This is a genomic window from Peptococcus simiae, assembly GCF_046569735.1.
Lineage (GTDB): Bacteria > Bacillota > Peptococcia > Peptococcales > Peptococcaceae > Peptococcus > Peptococcus simiae_A.
The window spans coordinates 1-15,879 of record NZ_JBKICG010000027.1; the positions used below are offsets into that span (position 1 = coordinate 1).

16 protein-coding genes and 1 tRNA gene are annotated in these 15,879 nt (G+C 41.4%); 15 read left to right on the plus strand and 2 right to left on the minus strand.

The genetic code is table 11. The features are described 5' to 3' along the window. Positions 1–114: 114 nt before the first annotated feature. A complete protein-coding gene (locus ACLGL1_RS09185) occupies positions 115–486 on the minus strand; it encodes an SdpI family protein (protein WP_411008377.1) in 372 nt (123 codons plus the stop codon). A gap of 120 nt (positions 487–606) precedes the next feature. Between ACLGL1_RS09185 and ACLGL1_RS09190 the strand changes: the two genes are divergently transcribed. Next, on the plus strand, positions 607–1,488 hold the full coding sequence (locus ACLGL1_RS09190; RefSeq protein WP_411008378.1) for a DMT family transporter: 882 nt from the start codon (positions 607–609) through the stop codon (positions 1,486–1,488). A 19-nt stretch (positions 1,489–1,507) separates the two neighbouring features. Here ACLGL1_RS09190 and ACLGL1_RS09195 read toward each other — a convergent pair whose 3' ends face one another. Beyond that, positions 1,508–2,866 carry a PLP-dependent aminotransferase family protein gene (locus ACLGL1_RS09195; RefSeq protein ID WP_411008379.1) on the minus strand — a complete coding sequence of 453 codons (1,359 nt, stop codon included), beginning with the start codon at positions 2,864–2,866 and terminating at the stop codon, positions 1,508–1,510. A gap of 93 nt (positions 2,867–2,959) precedes the next feature. Between ACLGL1_RS09195 and pdxS the strand changes: the two genes are divergently transcribed. From pdxS to ACLGL1_RS09265, 14 genes are all read left to right on the plus strand, one after another. Then, positions 2,960–3,811 carry a pyridoxal 5'-phosphate synthase lyase subunit PdxS gene (gene pdxS, locus ACLGL1_RS09200; protein WP_411008380.1) on the plus strand — a complete coding sequence of 284 codons (852 nt, stop codon included), beginning with the start codon at positions 2,960–2,962 and terminating at the stop codon, positions 3,809–3,811. 233 nt (positions 3,812–4,044) lie between these two features. Then, entirely contained in the window at positions 4,045–4,986 is a 942-nt protein-coding gene (locus ACLGL1_RS09205; RefSeq protein ID WP_411008381.1) for a DDE-type integrase/transposase/recombinase, read from the plus strand. Between the two features lie 101 nt (positions 4,987–5,087). Further along, positions 5,088–5,159, plus strand: a tRNA-Asn gene (locus ACLGL1_RS09210). A gap of 99 nt (positions 5,160–5,258) precedes the next feature. Further along, the gene (locus ACLGL1_RS09215) at positions 5,259–6,242 is read left to right on the plus strand and encodes a (Fe-S)-binding protein (protein ID WP_411008382.1); all 984 of its coding nucleotides are present in this window, start codon (positions 5,259–5,261) and stop codon (positions 6,240–6,242) included. After that, the gene (locus ACLGL1_RS09220; RefSeq protein ID WP_411008383.1) at positions 6,235–7,440 is read left to right on the plus strand and encodes an LUD domain-containing protein; all 1,206 of its coding nucleotides are present in this window, start codon (positions 6,235–6,237) and stop codon (positions 7,438–7,440) included. The genes ACLGL1_RS09215 and ACLGL1_RS09220 overlap by 8 nt, the downstream gene beginning before the upstream one ends. A 94-nt stretch (positions 7,441–7,534) precedes the next feature. After that, positions 7,535–8,095 (plus strand): P-loop NTPase fold protein, encoded by a 561-nt coding sequence (locus ACLGL1_RS09225; protein WP_411008384.1) that lies wholly within the window; start codon positions 7,535–7,537, stop codon positions 8,093–8,095. 160 nt (positions 8,096–8,255) lie between these two features. Continuing rightward, entirely contained in the window at positions 8,256–9,230 is a 975-nt protein-coding gene (locus ACLGL1_RS09230) for a tripartite tricarboxylate transporter substrate binding protein (protein ID WP_411008385.1), read from the plus strand. 35 nt (positions 9,231–9,265) lie between these two features. Further along, positions 9,266–10,762: a tripartite tricarboxylate transporter permease gene (locus ACLGL1_RS09235; protein ID WP_411008386.1), complete on the plus strand. Its 1,497-nt coding sequence runs from the start codon at positions 9,266–9,268 to the stop codon at positions 10,760–10,762. 1 nt (position 10,763) lies between these two features. After that, positions 10,764–11,216: a tripartite tricarboxylate transporter TctB family protein gene (locus tag ACLGL1_RS09240; RefSeq protein ID WP_411008387.1), complete on the plus strand. Its 453-nt coding sequence runs from the start codon at positions 10,764–10,766 to the stop codon at positions 11,214–11,216. A gap of 29 nt (positions 11,217–11,245) precedes the next feature. Beyond that, the gene (locus tag ACLGL1_RS09245) at positions 11,246–11,542 is read left to right on the plus strand and encodes a UxaA family hydrolase (RefSeq protein WP_411008388.1); all 297 of its coding nucleotides are present in this window, start codon (positions 11,246–11,248) and stop codon (positions 11,540–11,542) included. Beyond that, complete coding sequence (locus ACLGL1_RS09250; protein WP_411008389.1) at positions 11,532–12,686, plus strand: UxaA family hydrolase; 1,155 nt, start codon at positions 11,532–11,534, stop codon at positions 12,684–12,686. The genes ACLGL1_RS09245 and ACLGL1_RS09250 overlap by 11 nt, the downstream gene beginning before the upstream one ends. A gap of 83 nt (positions 12,687–12,769) precedes the next feature. Then, a complete protein-coding gene (locus ACLGL1_RS09255; RefSeq protein ID WP_411008390.1) occupies positions 12,770–14,047 on the plus strand; it encodes a lactate racemase domain-containing protein in 1,278 nt (425 codons plus the stop codon). 15 nt (positions 14,048–14,062) lie between these two features. After that, a complete protein-coding gene (locus ACLGL1_RS09260) occupies positions 14,063–14,593 on the plus strand; it encodes an ECF transporter S component (protein WP_411008391.1) in 531 nt (176 codons plus the stop codon). Positions 14,594–14,613: 20 nt separating this feature from the next. Beyond that, entirely contained in the window at positions 14,614–15,546 is a 933-nt protein-coding gene (locus ACLGL1_RS09265; protein ID WP_411008392.1) for a LysR family transcriptional regulator, read from the plus strand. Positions 15,547–15,879 lie beyond the last annotated feature (333 nt).

Here is a 15,879-nt window from a genome sequence, read left to right on the forward strand (position 1 = left end):
AATTAAAATACAAGTAAAATCCCAGCTTTTGGCTGTAGAGTGCTGCCAATTGCTGGGATTTTTTATAGGGGATCCTATAGGCCTTGTCGATTTTACCTGCTAGGATTACCAGTCCTAGTCATCAAAAATTTCTTTAAGAGCTCTTTCCGTCCCCATGAGGTAGATGATGAGGCCTAGGGCTTGGGTAAGGCTAATAACGAGAATGGCGATCACTGCCTGTCCTTCACTGAGGGGAATTGGCCCTAAGGATAAGGCTAGCATGACCAGCAGGCTAATGGCCAGGGCAGCAAGGCTATACCGGATGAGGGCCTTGGCTGAGTGGACTTGGGCGAAAGCCCAGGCTTCCTGGGATTTTTTGGACTGGGTGGTCCGGTAGCCGTAAAGATTATTGATTTTTTGGGGTGGATACTTATAAAAGAAAAAACCAAAGACCAGGAGAATAAGCGGGGTGAGGGTTACAGCTAAGATATAGAGTAGGGTGAACATGGGACAGCTCTCTTTCTGATTCGTTGTCAACTTAATATGCGATGAAGCCTTTCAAAAAAAAAGACTTTATGATAAGGTATTATATAATAGATGCCGGTAGTTGGGAAGAGGGGAGAGAATATGACTTTATCCAGGGCCTATATCCTGTACTTGCTATCTGTGGTCACCTTTGGTTGCAATGGGATTATAGCGAGTTATATTGACCAGACCAGTACAACTATTGTCTTTTTTCGCTTGCTTTTAGGGTCCCTGTTTTTATTTGGGGTCATGCTGGTGCGTCGGCAGGGGCGGGCGCTTTTCCGCTATCCCCGGGACCTTGCCTTTGTCCTCTTATCCGGGCTGGCCATGGGGGTCAGCTGGCTCTTTCTGTATGAGGCCTTTGACCGGGTAGGGGTGGGGGTAGCTTCGCTCCTCTATGCCTGTGGGCCGGTCATCGTGATGGCCATATCACCGCTGGTCTTCCATGAAAAACTCACCCGGCTAAAGGTTGGGGCCTTTGCGGCGGTCTTTATCGGGGTCTGTATGATTAATGGGACGGAGGTCAGCTTTCACGGCGAGTGGCTGGGGGTCTTATGCGGCTTGGGGTCTGCGGCCACCTATGCGGTCATGGTGGTGGCTAATAAGCAGGCGCAAGACCTATCTGGCTTGGCCAATACCCAGGTCCAGCTCTTTGCCGGCCTTGTGACGGTGGCAACCTTTATGGTCTTTACCGGTGGCTTTGACTTTGTCATCAGCCGGTCGGACTGGCCTTTCCTGCTGGTTTTGGGTTTTTTCAGCACCGGCCTGGCTTGTCTGCTCTTTTTCTCTGCTTTAACCCATTTGCCGGCTCAATCGGTCGCTATACTGGGCTACCTGGAGCCACTAACGGCCCTTTTTCTATCGGCCTGGCTGCTTGGCGAAAAGTTGGTCTGCCTGCAAATACCCGGGGCTATCTTTATCTTGGCAGGGGCCTTTGTGGCCGAGGTGGTAGGCAATCGCCAGGAGGGACCAAGTCAATCCTAAGCTAGGCCTGATGGCCCGGTTAAAGGAGGTCCCAGGCTTGAGCCAGAGCCTGGAGCCCCTCGGATAATCGCACACTTTCAATACTGGCAAAAGAGAGCAGGAAGACCTTATCAAACTGCCCATCGGTCAGTTCAAAATAAGACAGGGGCCGAATAAGGATGCCCTGGTTCTCTGCCTTCTGGCAGAGAACCGCTTCGCTTTGCTGGCTGCGAACTCGTAAGACCAGGAAGAGGCCGGCATCGCTTTCTTCCAGGTCAGCGTCGGGTATATCCTGAAAAAAGGTCAAGATGGTCTCCTGTTTTATCCGGTAGACCCGTTTCATTCGGTTTAAATGCCGCATAAAAGCCCCGCTTTCAATAAATTTAGCTGTAATGAGCTGGATGAATAAGGGAACGGAACATTTTAATGAGTAGGTCTTTTGGTACCGGTCCAATAAGGGGGCAGGGAGAATCATGTAGGACAGGCGAAGGCCTGGGAAGATTGTATTGGAGAAATTGCCCATATAGATGACTCGGTCGTAGATATCCATGGCCTTTAAGGGTGAGAGGGGGGTCCCCCTGTATTTGAATTCGCCGTCGTAGTCGTCTTCAATAATCCACTTTTTTTCGATATTAGCCAGGTCTAAAAAAGCCGTTCGCCGGTGAAGGGGCATAATGCGACCGGTAGGGAACTGGTGAGAAGGGGTTAGGGTGAGGATGTCAATGGGCTCAATGGTAGCATTGGGGATGGCTCCTAGCTCGTCTAAGTCTATACAGGAATAATTGATCTGGTGGGCGGTGAATAACTCCTTTAGCCGTTCGAAACTTGGATTTTCCAGGCCGAAATGTAAATGGCCCAATAATTGAAATAAAATTAAATAAGAGTACTCCAGACCAGAAGTAATAACAATCATGGAAGGGTCGACCTGGATCCCCCGGCTGTCTGCTAAGAAGTGGGCAATTTCCTGGCGAAGTTCATATTCGCCCTGGTAGTGGCCCGGCATGAGTAGGCGGCCCTCGTAGTCTAAAAGGACTTCGTTGCAGAGTCTTTTCCAAACAGAGTGGGGGAAAGAGGCCCGGTCTACGCCTAAGTGAGAAAAGTTGTAGCGATAATGCGGCTTGGGCTCTTCGGTATAAACCCGGGGCGGGCTTTTCTTGAAAAAAGAGTGGTCAATATGATTGACATAAAAACCGGATCGGCCTCTAGCTTCTATGAATTCTTCATCAACGAGCATGTGGTAGGCCCGCTCAACGCTATTGACGGAAACATTTAAGTGACCGGCCAGACCCCGTTTGCTTGGTAACCGGTCCAGGTATTTTAGGTCATTGTTAATAATGGCATTCCGCAGTTGAAGGTAGATTTGTTTGTAAATACAGCTGTTTTTATCTATTGTAAGCATATCTGACCTCCTTATAAAATCTTTTTTTGGCCCTTACTCTAGGGTCAGAATCATTATATGATGGAGCCATCATTTAAGTAAAGGGGTGCTGTTATGAAAGACTTAACAGAAAACTTTATTGGTGGCGTAATTATGGACGTCACCTGTGTTGAACAAGCCAAGATTGCTGAAGCCGCAGGTGCTGTGGCGGTAATGGCCCTGGAACGGGTGCCGGCAGATATTCGGGCTGAGGGCGGCGTTTCTCGGATGAGTGATCCGGAAATGATTTTAGAAATTAAAAATGCTGTAACCATTCCGGTCATGGCTAAGTGCCGGATTGGCCACTTTGTTGAAGCTCAAATACTAGAGGCCATAGGGGTTGATTACATTGATGAATCGGAAGTCCTGACCATGGCAGATGAAGAAAACCATATCAATAAGCATCAATTTAAGACCCCCTTTGTGTGTGGGGCTCGGAACCTCTCGGAAGCCTTACGGCGAATTGCTGAAGGGGCTAGCATGATTCGGACCAAGGGAGAGGCTGGCACCGGAGATATCGTACAAGCCGTTACTCATATGCGGGCCATCAAGCGAGAAATGGCCCGGGTGGCGGCCTTACCTGAAGATGAGCTATACACGGCGGCTCGAGACCTTCGGGTTCCGGTGGATTTATTAAAATATATTCATAGCTATAAGAAATTACCGGTCGTGAACTTTTCGGCCGGCGGCGTAGCGACACCGGCCGACGCAGCCCTGATGGTGCAACTGGGGGCTGAAGGGGTTTTTGTCGGGTCGGGTATTTTTAAATCGGATAATCCGGAAAAACGGGCCCAGGCTATCGTCAATACCGTTAAGCACTATGATGACCCTGAAAAAATAGCCGAGTACTCTAAAAACCTCGGTGCAGCGATGGTCGGTATTAATTGCGATGAAATCAACACGGAAATGGCCAAACGCGGCATTTAATGATACTTTGAGCAGCCTTAGGGCTGCTTTTTTAGCTTAGAGGGCGTTTTCCATGAGCTCCTTATCTACCTGTCAGTTATTGAGGAGGTCCGGATTAAACCTGAAGGGACGAAGGGGTAAAAGTAAAAAATGTAATGTGATAAGACATATATGACAGAAACAGATAAAAAAAGAGAGATACTCTGATACAATAAGTTTCAAGCAAAAACAAAGTATCAAAAGGAGTACCTCTCATGGCAAGTATAACCGAAGAAATGCGTTTTCGCCAGCGTTTATGTGAATATGCGATGAAACATGGTGTCACAAAGGCAGCAAGAAAGTACCATACGAACCGCCAGTTCGTATACAGACAGTTAGAAAAGTACGATGGGCATGTTAGGAGCCTTGCGCTGAAGTCCCGAAAGCCTCATCGAAGCCCTAACGCCCATACAGCCGATGAGCTCGCCCTTATAAAACGCATGCTGAAACGCACTGGAATCTACGGTCTAGCAGAAGTCTATGTCAGATGTCTGAGCAAAGGCTACACCAGAAGCTTTGGTAGCATGTGTCGGCAGATACGCACCAAAGGCTACAAAAAGCCGGCGATACACAGGAAAAGTTATACAAACTACAAAAGAATAGACGGTGAATACCCTGGACATAAAGTGCAAGTGGACATCAAATATGTACCGAATGAATGCATCAAATTCCCATGTTATGGGCAGCAGTACTACCAAATTACAGCGATTGATGAATACAGCCGGAAACGCATCCTAAAAATCGTAAAGGAAAAGAGCAGCTATGAAACCGGCAAGTTCCTGCAAAGCCTGGAGAAGAAAATGGGCTTCAGAATCAGCATCATCCAAGTAGACAACGGAGCAGAGTTCGTCAATGATGAAGATCGTACCGACAAACTCGGCCTGTTTCAGAAAATAGCGGAACATTTGGGGATGCAGATCAGAAGGACACGGCCGTACTCCCCATGGCAGAACGGCAAAGTAGAGCGTTCGCACCGTGAAGACGGAAAGATTCTTTATAGCAGAAAAGTATTCACCAGCGAAACAGAGTTAAAAAAGCAAGTGCAGAAACATGAAAACCGCTATAACCGAACAGCCAAGACAAGTCTAAACTTCAAAAGTCCTAATCAGGTAGTAGCAGAGTATTTTTCAAAGTGTAACATATGTCTTGACAGTTAAGAGGGACGAAGGGGTAAAAGTAAAAAAACAGTTGACAATTGGTCATAGGCGTGTTATTTTATATAGGCAGCCAGTGCTTCAGGCACTTGTTGTCTATGTATTCCTCGATAGCTCAATGGTAGAGCATTCGGCTGTTAACCGAAGGGTTGCTGGTTCGAGCCCAGCTCGGGGAGCTGACTTTGGATTTTTGTCCAAAGTCTTTTTTTATGCCACGATATGACTGGTCAGATGTATCTTTGTTTTTTATAATAGATGGCATGGAGGTGTCGAGGATGTCAAAAAATACCTTGCCAGAAACCATGAGCTTGGTACGGGACAATATCTTAGAATATAAGAGCCCCTTGGCGGTTTCTGCAAAAGAAAACGCTGAGTGGGCTAAGGATTTAGACTTACCGGCAAGCGGTGACCTGCTCTTTTATACCGGCGGTGAATACCAGCTGCTCCCCTTTATGGATTCCCTGATGACGGTCATGGGCCTGGTGCCACCCGGGAGCGCTTTCTTTTCCTGGATGATGACCATGCGGGATTTAGTCCACAAGATTGGGCCGGCGCCGGAGAAAATCTTTGCCTCTGTTTTTGCCCAGGATAAGGACCGGTACTTCAGCATCAACCGGAAGGCCGCCAAGATTTTATTGCGTCTGGGCTATGACCTGGCCTATGATGGTGAGCATGAAATTTACAGTGGCGCCCTCTTGCATGAGATGGGCTTTGACGAGGCCTTAGGGGCCTATAGCAAGGAGTTAGGCCGCTTCCTGCAGGGGACCGGGGCCAAGACCGTTGTCTGCCTGTCGCCTCATGCGGCAGAAATGTTCAAACTGGTCTATCCCCATTATAAGGATTTCCCCCAAGTGGAAGTCAAAACCTTTGTCGAATTGGTTTGGGCTTTACGGAACCAGCTGCCCAAATATGAAACAGAGGACGTTTACACCATCCACGATTCTTGCCGGATGGCCAGAGAACTGGGTGTCAGTCAGGAATTTCGGGATATTTTAGATGCCATGGGGGTTCGCTATGTTGAGCCGGACCGTCATGGGGCTTGGACGACCTGTTGCGGCGGGCCCATTAAGATGACTTATCCGGACTTATCTCACAAGCTAGGCGTCGGCCGGGTGGAGGAACTGGCTGCTACCGGTGCTAACCGGGCCATTGTGAGTTGTCCCTATTGCCTGTCGGCCTTGACACTCAAAACCCGTCAGCCGATTATCGAAATAGAAGATTTTGTTGAGCTTGTCGCAAGGGGGTATGGAGATGTCTAATATGAAAAAAGAAATGGCCAATTATGCGGCAGACATTAATCGGGCCTCTAATGATGAAAATATTCAAAAGGCCTTAGGCCGGGCCGTCGCATCCTATAGAAAAAATGTGACCGAGGCCTTGGAACGCTATCCGCATACCCTGGAAATGGCCGAGGAAGTCAAGGCCATTAAGCTAAAGGCCCTGGATAATTGGCAGCCCCTTATGGAAGAGGCCATGGAAGCCATCCGCCGCAATCACGGGCAGGCCTACTTTGCCAAAGACGGGGCCGAATGCATCCAAAAAATCCATGAGATCATCGGGCCCCGCCGGGAGATTGTCAAAGGGAAGAGCATGCTCGGTGAAGAAATCCACCTGCGTCAGGAATTAGCCGCCCTGGGCCATGACGTCTGGGAAACGGACCTGGGTGAGTTTATTTTACAGCTCAATGATGAACGGCCTATGCATATCCTGTCCCCGGCCATTCATATGCCCCGGGAGCAGGTGGCTGAAGTCTTTTCCAAGTTCTTTGGCCGGGAAATTGCCCCTGAAGTCGCTGAAGAGGTGGCGGCTGTCCGGGAGTTCCTGCGGGAAAAATACTTTACCGCCGATGTCGGTATTTCCGGGGCCAATGCAGTCGCTGCTGAAACCGGGCAGATTGCGATCATTGAGAATGAAGGCAATGTCCGCCTTTGTACCGGGGTGCCCCCAATCCACATTGCCGTTGTGGGCATTGAGAAATTGGTCCCATCCTTTATCGATGCCATGAAGGTCTGTGAAGTCAACTGGCGCTTTGGCCAGTATGGCGCGCCGGGTTACTTAAATGTCATCAGTGGGCCCAGTAAAACCGGGGATATTGAAAAAGTGACCACCTACGGTGCCCACGGGCCCAGAGAGTTCCACGTCATTTTTGTGGATAACGGCCGGTCGGACATGATCGCCGACCCCCGCTATAAAGAAGCAGCCCTCTGCCTCCGCTGTGGTGGCTGCATGTACGAGTGTCCGGTCTTTGCCCTGACCGCAGGCCACTTTGGCCACACTTATATGGGCGGCATTGGGGGGATTTGGACCGCCTTTGTCGAAAAAGACAAGGAAGAGGCGGCGCCGGTACTTTACAACTGCCTTCGCTGTGGCCGCTGCATTGAACGCTGTCCCATGAAAATTGACGTGCCTTCGATGACCGCTCAGCTGCGGGAAGATGTTATGAAAAAGTATGAGTAAGATTTTGCCCACTGGTGGGATGCTACCAGTGGGCAAAATTTATTATTTCTCAGAAAATAACTTCTAGGCTAATCATACGGGAAAGGACATATATATGTATGAACAAATAGTGACATTAATTGATTCTGAAATGAGATACAAAAAAAAATTTGTTCTAGCTATTGATGGTATGGCAGGATCAGGAAAAACGACATTAGCACATATACTACAAGAGAATTATAGTGAGAAAGCAAATCTTATCTCAATGGATGATTTTTACCTACCAGCAGAAGATGCTTTTATGCATAATAATTATGCAGATCATATAAATGTGAAAATGTTTTTACAATCAATATTAAATCCGCTATCTTTTCATCAGGATATTACTTACAAGCCTTTTTTATGTAAGCTACAGAAATATGGAACCTCTATTACATTGACTAGTAAGCCAATATGTATTATCGAGGGTACATATTCATGTTTACCTATATTTGAGCAGTTCTATAATCTAAAAATCTGTTTAATAACATCAAAACATCAGCAAGAACAAAGGTTATTAAAAAGAGAAGGAGAAATAAATATAAAAAAGTTTGATGAAATCTGGTTACCAAGAGAGCGCACTTATTTTTCGGAAACTTCTATATTTAAGAGAATGGATTTTATCATGCGAACCTAAAGTTTATTCTATATAAAATTCTGGCTATGTTAAGGCTTTTGACATCACATGTAAAAGTTCGAAAATAGCGAATTGCATGAAAACTGATATAATAAAAATAAGAAAAATTAATCGCTTGAACGTTGGAAATTAGGGAGGACATTACAAGGGAGGAAATTACATGAATATCAGAAAAAAAATATTATCAGCTGGACTTATCATTACTTTTCTATTTTCCGCAGGATGCTCTGCAGGAAATAAAACAGATTCTGTTGAGGAATACCCCACAAAAGACATTACTTTGATTGTGCCGTTTACTGCTGGTGGCTCTAGCGACGTACAGGCCCGTATTGTAGAAAAATATTTTAAGAAAGAATTTGGTGTAGGGTTAATTTTCCAGTATAAAGAAGGTGCTGGTGGCGAAAAAGGATTTACAGAATTGGCTAGGGCCTCTAACGATGGATATACGATTGGTACTATTAATATGCCACATATTGTTTTACAACCTTTAGGTAGAGAGACCCAATTTACTTATCAAGATTTTGATTATATTGGAGAAATGGTTAAAGATCCGCAAATTTTAGCTGTGAAAGCTAATAGTGAATACGATACTTTGCAGGACGTTTTAGAGGCAACAAAAAAGAAAAAATTAACGATTGGGACTGTAGGTACATTGACAGGTAATTATATGGCAGCATTAGATTTAATGAAAAAAGCTAATGTAGAATTTGAAATTGTGCCTTTTGAGGGAGCAGCAGATCAAGTTATTGCTCTGCAAGGTGGACATGTAGACGTTATTATGGGGAATTTAAATGACTTAGCCCGTGATAAAGAGCAATATAAGATGCTAGCAATTTCTACCGAAGAACCTCATAAAATGTTACCTGATGTGAAAACTTTTAAAGAGCAAGGGTATGATGTTCAAAGTGAAATCACGCGGTTGTTCGCCACTCCAAAGGGAATAGACCCTAAAAAACTTGAAATTTTACGCAAAGGATTTGCTAATATTGCCTCTAATCCGGAATATTTAAAAGAAATGGAGAATATTGGACAGCCAGAATCTTGGGTCGATGGGGAAGAGTTGACTAAAAATATAGAGGAAGAGAACGTCTATTATAAGGAGCTTTTAGAATCATTTGATTTATTAAAAAAATAATGAAGCAGAGAGGATAAATTGAAGGATGATGCACTATGGCAGACCTTGTTTCAAGTTTAATTAATGTTTTTCATCCACTTAGCCTACTAATCATGATAGCATCTTTATCAGGTGGTGTTGTCGTAGGAACATTACCAGGTTTATCTGCGACTATGGGTGTAGCTTTATTGGTGCCATTAACTTTTGGCATGGATCCTGCATTAGGGCTCTTGATGCTAGGTGGAATGTACGTTGGCGCTATATATGGTGGATCAAACTCGGCGATTTTGATAAACACTCCCGGGACCCCCTCAGCAATATGTACGACCTTTGACGGATTCCCATTAACTAAGATGGGTAAGCCACTAAAAGCTATGGCTATAGCATTACTAGCATCGGCATTCGGTGGAATTGTAGGTAATATTTTCTTACTTACGGCCACCGAGCCACTTGCAAAGTTTTCTTTAAGGTTTGGCCCTCCAGAATACTTTTGGTTAGCTATATTTGGTTTAACGATTATTTCATCGTTATCTAGAGAAAATTTTATAAAAGGTATTCTTTCTGGTGCATTAGGTTTGCTTATTGCAACTATAGGGATTGACTTAATGACAGGTCATGAGCGCTTTACCTTTGGCATTAATGCACTAACTTCAGGAATAGATAGTATTGCCATTATGATTGGGATTTTTGCTTTTTCCCAAGTTTTAGTACTAGTTGATGAAAATGAAAGTTATATCGCTAAAACAAATCCACAGCCTGGCGTTATTTGGGAAACAGCTAAAGAGCTGGCAACTAAATTCAAACTATTGCTATTAAGATCTTCTCTAATAGGCACTATAGTTGGTATTATGCCAGGTGCCGGCGGGAATATTGCTGCATTTGTTGCATATGATGTTTCTAAAAATTCATCCAAGCAGCCTGAACAATTTGGTAAAGGCGCTGTAGCTGGTATAGCAAGCAGTGAATCATCGAATAATGCTGTTTGCAGCTCCTCATTAATTCCGTTATTTGCGTTAGGAATTCCGGGCAGCCCTGTTGCAGCAGTTTTGATGGGGGGTCTTCTAGCACATGGCATAACCCCAGGTCCAAAACTCTTTTCGATGCATGCTGATATTGCGTATACTTTTATATTTGGCATGTTCTTAGCAAATATTCTTTTAATTCCAGTCGGGATTGTTGGAATGAGAATATTTGTTAGAGTGTTAAATGTACGGAGTCATTATATTGCTATTATTGTTACCGTGCTTGCTGTTATTGGTAGTTATGCTGTTCGTAATAGTATGCTCGATGTAATGGTAATGTTCATTTCAGGAAGCATTGGCTACTTCGTCTTTAAGGTTGGCTTATCATCGGGGTCGTTGATTTTAGGTGTTATTTTAGGCCCAATCATTGAAAAAGGTTTTAGTCAATCGCTCTTAATATCCAATACTGATGGGATAATTCATACATTCTTTTTAAGACCAATTTCCTTAGTTCTTATTGTTTGCTGCTTATTATCAGTTATAGTTCCACCTCTAGTGGAAAAAAAGCTTAATAAGACGGGGGGAAGATAATATGAATATGAAGAAGTCGACGTATTTTTTAGGTAGTATCATCCTATTGTTATGCATTCTAGCGTGGATTCAAACTAACGAAATAACTCCCCCTGCACATATTTATCCTAGAGCTATTCTTGGTATAACCGCAGGTCTAACTCTTCTAATGTTATTCCGGACAATACAAGGAAAATCGCCTGATTTTTTAAAAAAACCATTCGAACATGCACGATTAGTTCAAATTTTTATTGTGATTGCTCTTACAGGTCTGTTTATACTGGGAATGCAATTTTTGGGTTTTTACGTATCAACATTTCTATATATCGTTGCGGGTGTCTTATATTTAGAAGAACATATCAATAAGCATTCAATTTTATCTGCTATTATCTTAAGTGTCGTTGTTGATGCGATTGTATATTTAGCTTTTAATGTATTTTTATCAGTTCCAACTCCTGTTGGGCTACTGATTTAAATAAATATAGAATATATTAGGAGGTTTATATGGAAAAGCATAAGTTTTTAATTCATGCTGGTGGAGACGATGTTGGGGTTGCAATTGAAGATATTCAGAAAGGCGAAAAAGTTATAGGAGTTGATTTAGCTACAAAAAATCAGGTGGTTGTAGAAGCCTTAAATGATATCCCACTAGGTCATAAAATTGCATTAAAAAATAAAAAAACAGGTGAGGACTTAATTAAGTATGGAGAAGTTGTTGGTGAAGTGACAGAAGATTTTCATGTAGGCGATTGGGTGCATACACATAATATGAGAACGAAGAGGTGGAATTATGGAGCATAAATTTAAAGGATATCGGCGTGACAATGGGATGGTTGGAGTGCGTAACCATGTTGTTATCCTACCCGTGGACGATTTGTCTAATGCGGCTTGCGAAGCAGTAGCAAATAATATTGCTGGGACAATGGCTTTACCTCATCCTTATGGACGGCTACAATTTGGGGATGACCTAGAGTTGCATTTTAAAACATTAATAGGTGCAGGATCTAATCCAAATGTAGCAGCGGTTGTGGTGATTGGGATTGAGCCAATTTGGGCAGAGCACATTGCTAAAGGAATCAGTAAAACGGGTAAGCCTGTAGCATATTTTGGGATAGAAAATCATGGGGACTTGGAGACAATAAGACTAGCTTCACAAAAAGCTAAAGAATTTGTCCATTATGCGACATCACTTGAAAAAGTAGATTGTGATTTAAGTGAGCTTATTATAAGTTTTAAGTGTGGAGAATCTGATACAACATCTGGTCTTGCAGGTAATCCTGTAGCAGGTGTCGTTGGAGATAAATTAGTTGAAAATGGTGGTACGGTTATTATTGGCGAAACACCTGAAACAACAGGTGCAGAGCATGTATTAGCAAAACATTTTGTCTCTGATGAAGTAGCTCAAGAATACTTGGCGATTCATAAAAAGTATATGGATTTAATTGATGCCCAAGGAGCGGATTTACTTGGCTCACAACCAACTCAGGGTAATATAGCGGGTGGATTAACTACTATTGAAGAAAAAGCGATGGGTAATATACAAAAAGCCGGTCAAGTTCCGATGAAGGGTGTCCTAGACTACTGTGAAGCTCCTCCTTCAAAAGGTAAATTTTTCATGAATACTTCTTCTGCAGCAGCTGAATGTGTGACTATGATGATGGCTGCTGGTGCAGCAATTCATCTCTTTATTACAGGTCAGGGTAATATTATCGGTAATCCTATCGAGCCAGTTGTAAAGATTTCAGCAAACCCACATACCTGTGATGTTATGTCTGAACATATAGATGTTGATTGCAGCGGTGTATTAACGCTAGAAAAAACGCTAGAAGAATCAGCGGATGAAGTCATTGACTTTATTCTTCAAACAGCTAAAGGTCGCTTTACTAGTGCTGAAGCCTTGAATCATAAAGAATTTGTATTAACACGGTTATTTTTAAGTGCTTAATAGACTATATTTTTAAGTGCTTAATAGACTATATTTATAAGGGGACAATGTAGATTGTTCCCTTGATTTTTTAGGTGATTATTATGTATAACATAGACAAAAATGAAATAAAAAAACTAGAAAGTCTATTGCAAGATGTTGAAATACCAGAAGTATATCGAATTAAACAAGAAATATCATGTAAAAAAATAGATAATATTAGTAAAGAAGTGAATCAGAAATTTCATCATTCCACTTTTATGGAAAATCTAAAAAGCAGAATAAAAGGGAAGAAGACGATAGGAATAGCTGTAGGGAGTAGAGGTATTACTAACTTAGATGAGATTGTTAAGGCGATCATCAGAGGTCTGAAATTATTTCCAAATATTTCTATTTTTGTTATACCTGCTATGGGAAGCCATGGAGGAGCAACTGCAAGTGGGCAAAAAGAAATACTTAGCGAATATGGAATTACTGAGAAGGCACTTGGTGTTCCCATTGTGAAGAATATGGAGACAGTTTTGCTAGGTTTTATTGATGGTGAGCCCATATACTGGGACAAACTAGCTGCATCCTTAGATGGAGTAGTATTAATTAATAGAATAAAACCTCATACTTCTTTTCGTCATAAAGTTGAAAGTGGATTATTTAAGATGGCTACGATTGGTTTAGGGAACCAAAAAGGCGCTGCTGCTATACATAAAAAAGGTTTTTATGGTTTAGGAGAAAGGATAGAAAAAGCAGGTGAGTATATTTTTGAAAAAGGCAACATCTTATTTGGGGTTGCTATTTTAGAAAATGCATTTGATGAAACAGAATCAATTCACCTTATCTTTCCTGAAGAGATATCTACAATAGAACCTAAATTGTTAGATGATGCTAAAAAGAATATTCCGAAGATACCTTTTGCAGAATCAGATGTCTTAATTGTAGATACGATCGGGAAAAATTATAGTGGACCGGGTGCCGACCCCAATGTAACGGGGCGATTTGCTAGTGGTATTGAATCAAATGGGTTTAAAACACAAGCATTAGCTTTTTTAGATTTATCGCTTGAGAGTCATGGAAATGCTAATGGATTAGGTGTTGCAGATGTCATTACTGAAAAGTTATACAATAAAATAAATTTCGCTGCAGGATATACAAATACACTTACAAGCACTCTTTCTTTAAATGCTAAAATACCAATGGTTATGCCTTCTGTCGATTTAGCAATTAAAGCAGCAATTAAATTTTCGCATCAAACAAATATAAAAGAACTAAAACTCATAAGAATAAAAAATACTTTAGAACTAGAGACTATGGAGATTACGGAAGCTTTAACTAAAGAGTTGACGCTAAGCACAAAAATAACAAGTGGACCTCAAAAAATGTCCTTTTAAAATTAGGAGAATATCATGAACGCAAAATCAATATCGCTGACAGGATTATTTATCGCCATAGGAGTTATTTTACCCCTGCTATGCCATACGGTAGGCTTAGGGTTAATAATACTTCCCATGCATTTTGCTCCACTTTTATGTGGGATTTTTGCTGGTCCTAAAGAGGGATTAATCTGTGGTATAATTACGCCAATAGTATCTTCTGTTTTAATAGCTATGCCCCCCTTTTATCCTGTTGCCATATCAATGAGCGTAGAACTTGCTATATATGGATTCATTATAGGCATTAGTCTTAGATATTTGCTCTTGCGTCAAGGGATTTATTTATCGTCAATGATTTCGTTAATTTTAGCCATGGTTTCGGGTAGAATATGTGCGGGATTTTTTTATCTGATCTTTTTTCATATTCACAATGAAGTATACACATGGTCAATATTTTTAGCTACTATGTTTCTAAAAGCTCTACCAGGAATTTTATTACAAATTATAATAATCCCGCTCTTTGTCACTTTGTTAGTTAAACAAAATCCTAGAACTATATCTTGATCTTGAAGGAGATGCTTATTGTGAGGATTGAAGTTTTAGAATACTTAATAGCAATAGAAGAAGCGGGGTCTCTTTCTAAGGCAGCTGATCGTCTATATATGACGCATTCGGCTCTGAGTACAGCTTTAACACAATTAGAAAATGAAGTTGGTGAAAAAATTTTTATTCGTTCTCACCAAGGTGCGACAATGACCGATTTCGGACGTTCATACTTAGCTCTTGCTAGACAGGTTTTGATAATTTATCAAAAAATGTTAGATTTAAAGTGTAATTATCAGCCTGTTGTCCAATATAATATTGCATCTATTGCAACTCTTTCAAATAATATTTTGCTTAAAGCAATCTCTCAATTTCAGCTAAGACATCATGATGTCATTATTTCTTCTTATGAGGTGGAACCGCATGAGGTTCTAGAAAGAATTCAAAATTATAATTGTGATATAGGTCTTTCTTTTATAGAAAGTGATGAAATTGATAGGATTGTTTATTTATCAAATATGAATAATATTATTTGGGAACCAGTGTATAAAGACTCTATGTGTCTCTATGTCAATAAATACAGTTCTTTATTGAGTAAAGAAAAGGTTTGTCATTCAGATTTAAGTAACCTTACTGCTGTAAGTATTAACCACCGTCAGTTTGACAAAAAGAAATTTTATTATATTAATAATATAGATGAACGTTTTCAGCTTTCCTTTAGCAACCAAGAAGTGATAAAAAAACTAATTGCCGAATCTCATGATGGAAATATTGTGGCCTATTTCCCAAAACTATTAGCTTATGATGATTTTTATATTAAATCTGGCATGTTGCTTCCTGTTAATATTGAAGATGAAAAGCATGAGATTATTTATTATTTAGCATATAAGGAAAAAAACAAGCCTCACCTAAAAGAACTATTAGAATATATAAAAAACGTTTTCAGAGAAATTTCAAAGAGTCAAATAGAGTAGTAATATTATCATGAAAAGAACAAAAGAAAAATATCGAGATATACCTACTTGTATAATGATTAAAGTATTTGCTGAATAGCAGTTCGGTGTTTCATAAGATGATTAGAATTAGGGATGAGCGAAAAGTTCGCAGGAATTCATATGTTAGCCTAAAGTTTCTAGAAAATATGGGTAACATATGGATCGGCTGAGGTGAAGTTTAATAAAATTCGTATGGACTTATATTCTAAAAAAGAAATGTATAGAAAATTACTGTGAAATAGAGTTTAGAATATAGGATGTATAGATTGTGGAAGATTGGCCAATAAGGAAAAAGAAAGCAAACAAAGAGTA

Excerpts from the sequence above, each read along its gene's own strand:
- ACLGL1_RS09185 (WP_411008377.1), bottom strand. The coding sequence starts at position 486 with ATGTTCACCCTACTCTATATCTTAGCTGTAACCCTCACCCCGCTTATT.
- ACLGL1_RS09190 (WP_411008378.1), top strand. The coding sequence starts at position 607 with ATGACTTTATCCAGGGCCTATATCCTGTACTTGCTATCTGTGGTCACC.
- ACLGL1_RS09195 (WP_411008379.1), bottom strand. The coding sequence starts at position 2,866 with ATGCTTACAATAGATAAAAACAGCTGTATTTACAAACAAATCTACCTT.
- pdxS (WP_411008380.1), top strand. The coding sequence starts at position 2,960 with ATGAAAGACTTAACAGAAAACTTTATTGGTGGCGTAATTATGGACGTC.
- ACLGL1_RS09205 (WP_411008381.1), top strand. The coding sequence starts at position 4,045 with ATGGCAAGTATAACCGAAGAAATGCGTTTTCGCCAGCGTTTATGTGAA.
- ACLGL1_RS09215 (WP_411008382.1), top strand. The coding sequence starts at position 5,259 with ATGTCAAAAAATACCTTGCCAGAAACCATGAGCTTGGTACGGGACAAT.
- ACLGL1_RS09220 (WP_411008383.1), top strand. The coding sequence starts at position 6,235 with ATGTCTAATATGAAAAAAGAAATGGCCAATTATGCGGCAGACATTAAT.
- ACLGL1_RS09225 (WP_411008384.1), top strand. The coding sequence starts at position 7,535 with ATGTATGAACAAATAGTGACATTAATTGATTCTGAAATGAGATACAAA.
- ACLGL1_RS09230 (WP_411008385.1), top strand. The coding sequence starts at position 8,256 with ATGAATATCAGAAAAAAAATATTATCAGCTGGACTTATCATTACTTTT.
- ACLGL1_RS09235 (WP_411008386.1), top strand. The coding sequence starts at position 9,266 with ATGGCAGACCTTGTTTCAAGTTTAATTAATGTTTTTCATCCACTTAGC.
- ACLGL1_RS09240 (WP_411008387.1), top strand. The coding sequence starts at position 10,764 with ATGAATATGAAGAAGTCGACGTATTTTTTAGGTAGTATCATCCTATTG.
- ACLGL1_RS09245 (WP_411008388.1), top strand. The coding sequence starts at position 11,246 with ATGGAAAAGCATAAGTTTTTAATTCATGCTGGTGGAGACGATGTTGGG.
- ACLGL1_RS09250 (WP_411008389.1), top strand. The coding sequence starts at position 11,532 with ATGGAGCATAAATTTAAAGGATATCGGCGTGACAATGGGATGGTTGGA.
- ACLGL1_RS09255 (WP_411008390.1), top strand. The coding sequence starts at position 12,770 with ATGTATAACATAGACAAAAATGAAATAAAAAAACTAGAAAGTCTATTG.
- ACLGL1_RS09260 (WP_411008391.1), top strand. The coding sequence starts at position 14,063 with ATGAACGCAAAATCAATATCGCTGACAGGATTATTTATCGCCATAGGA.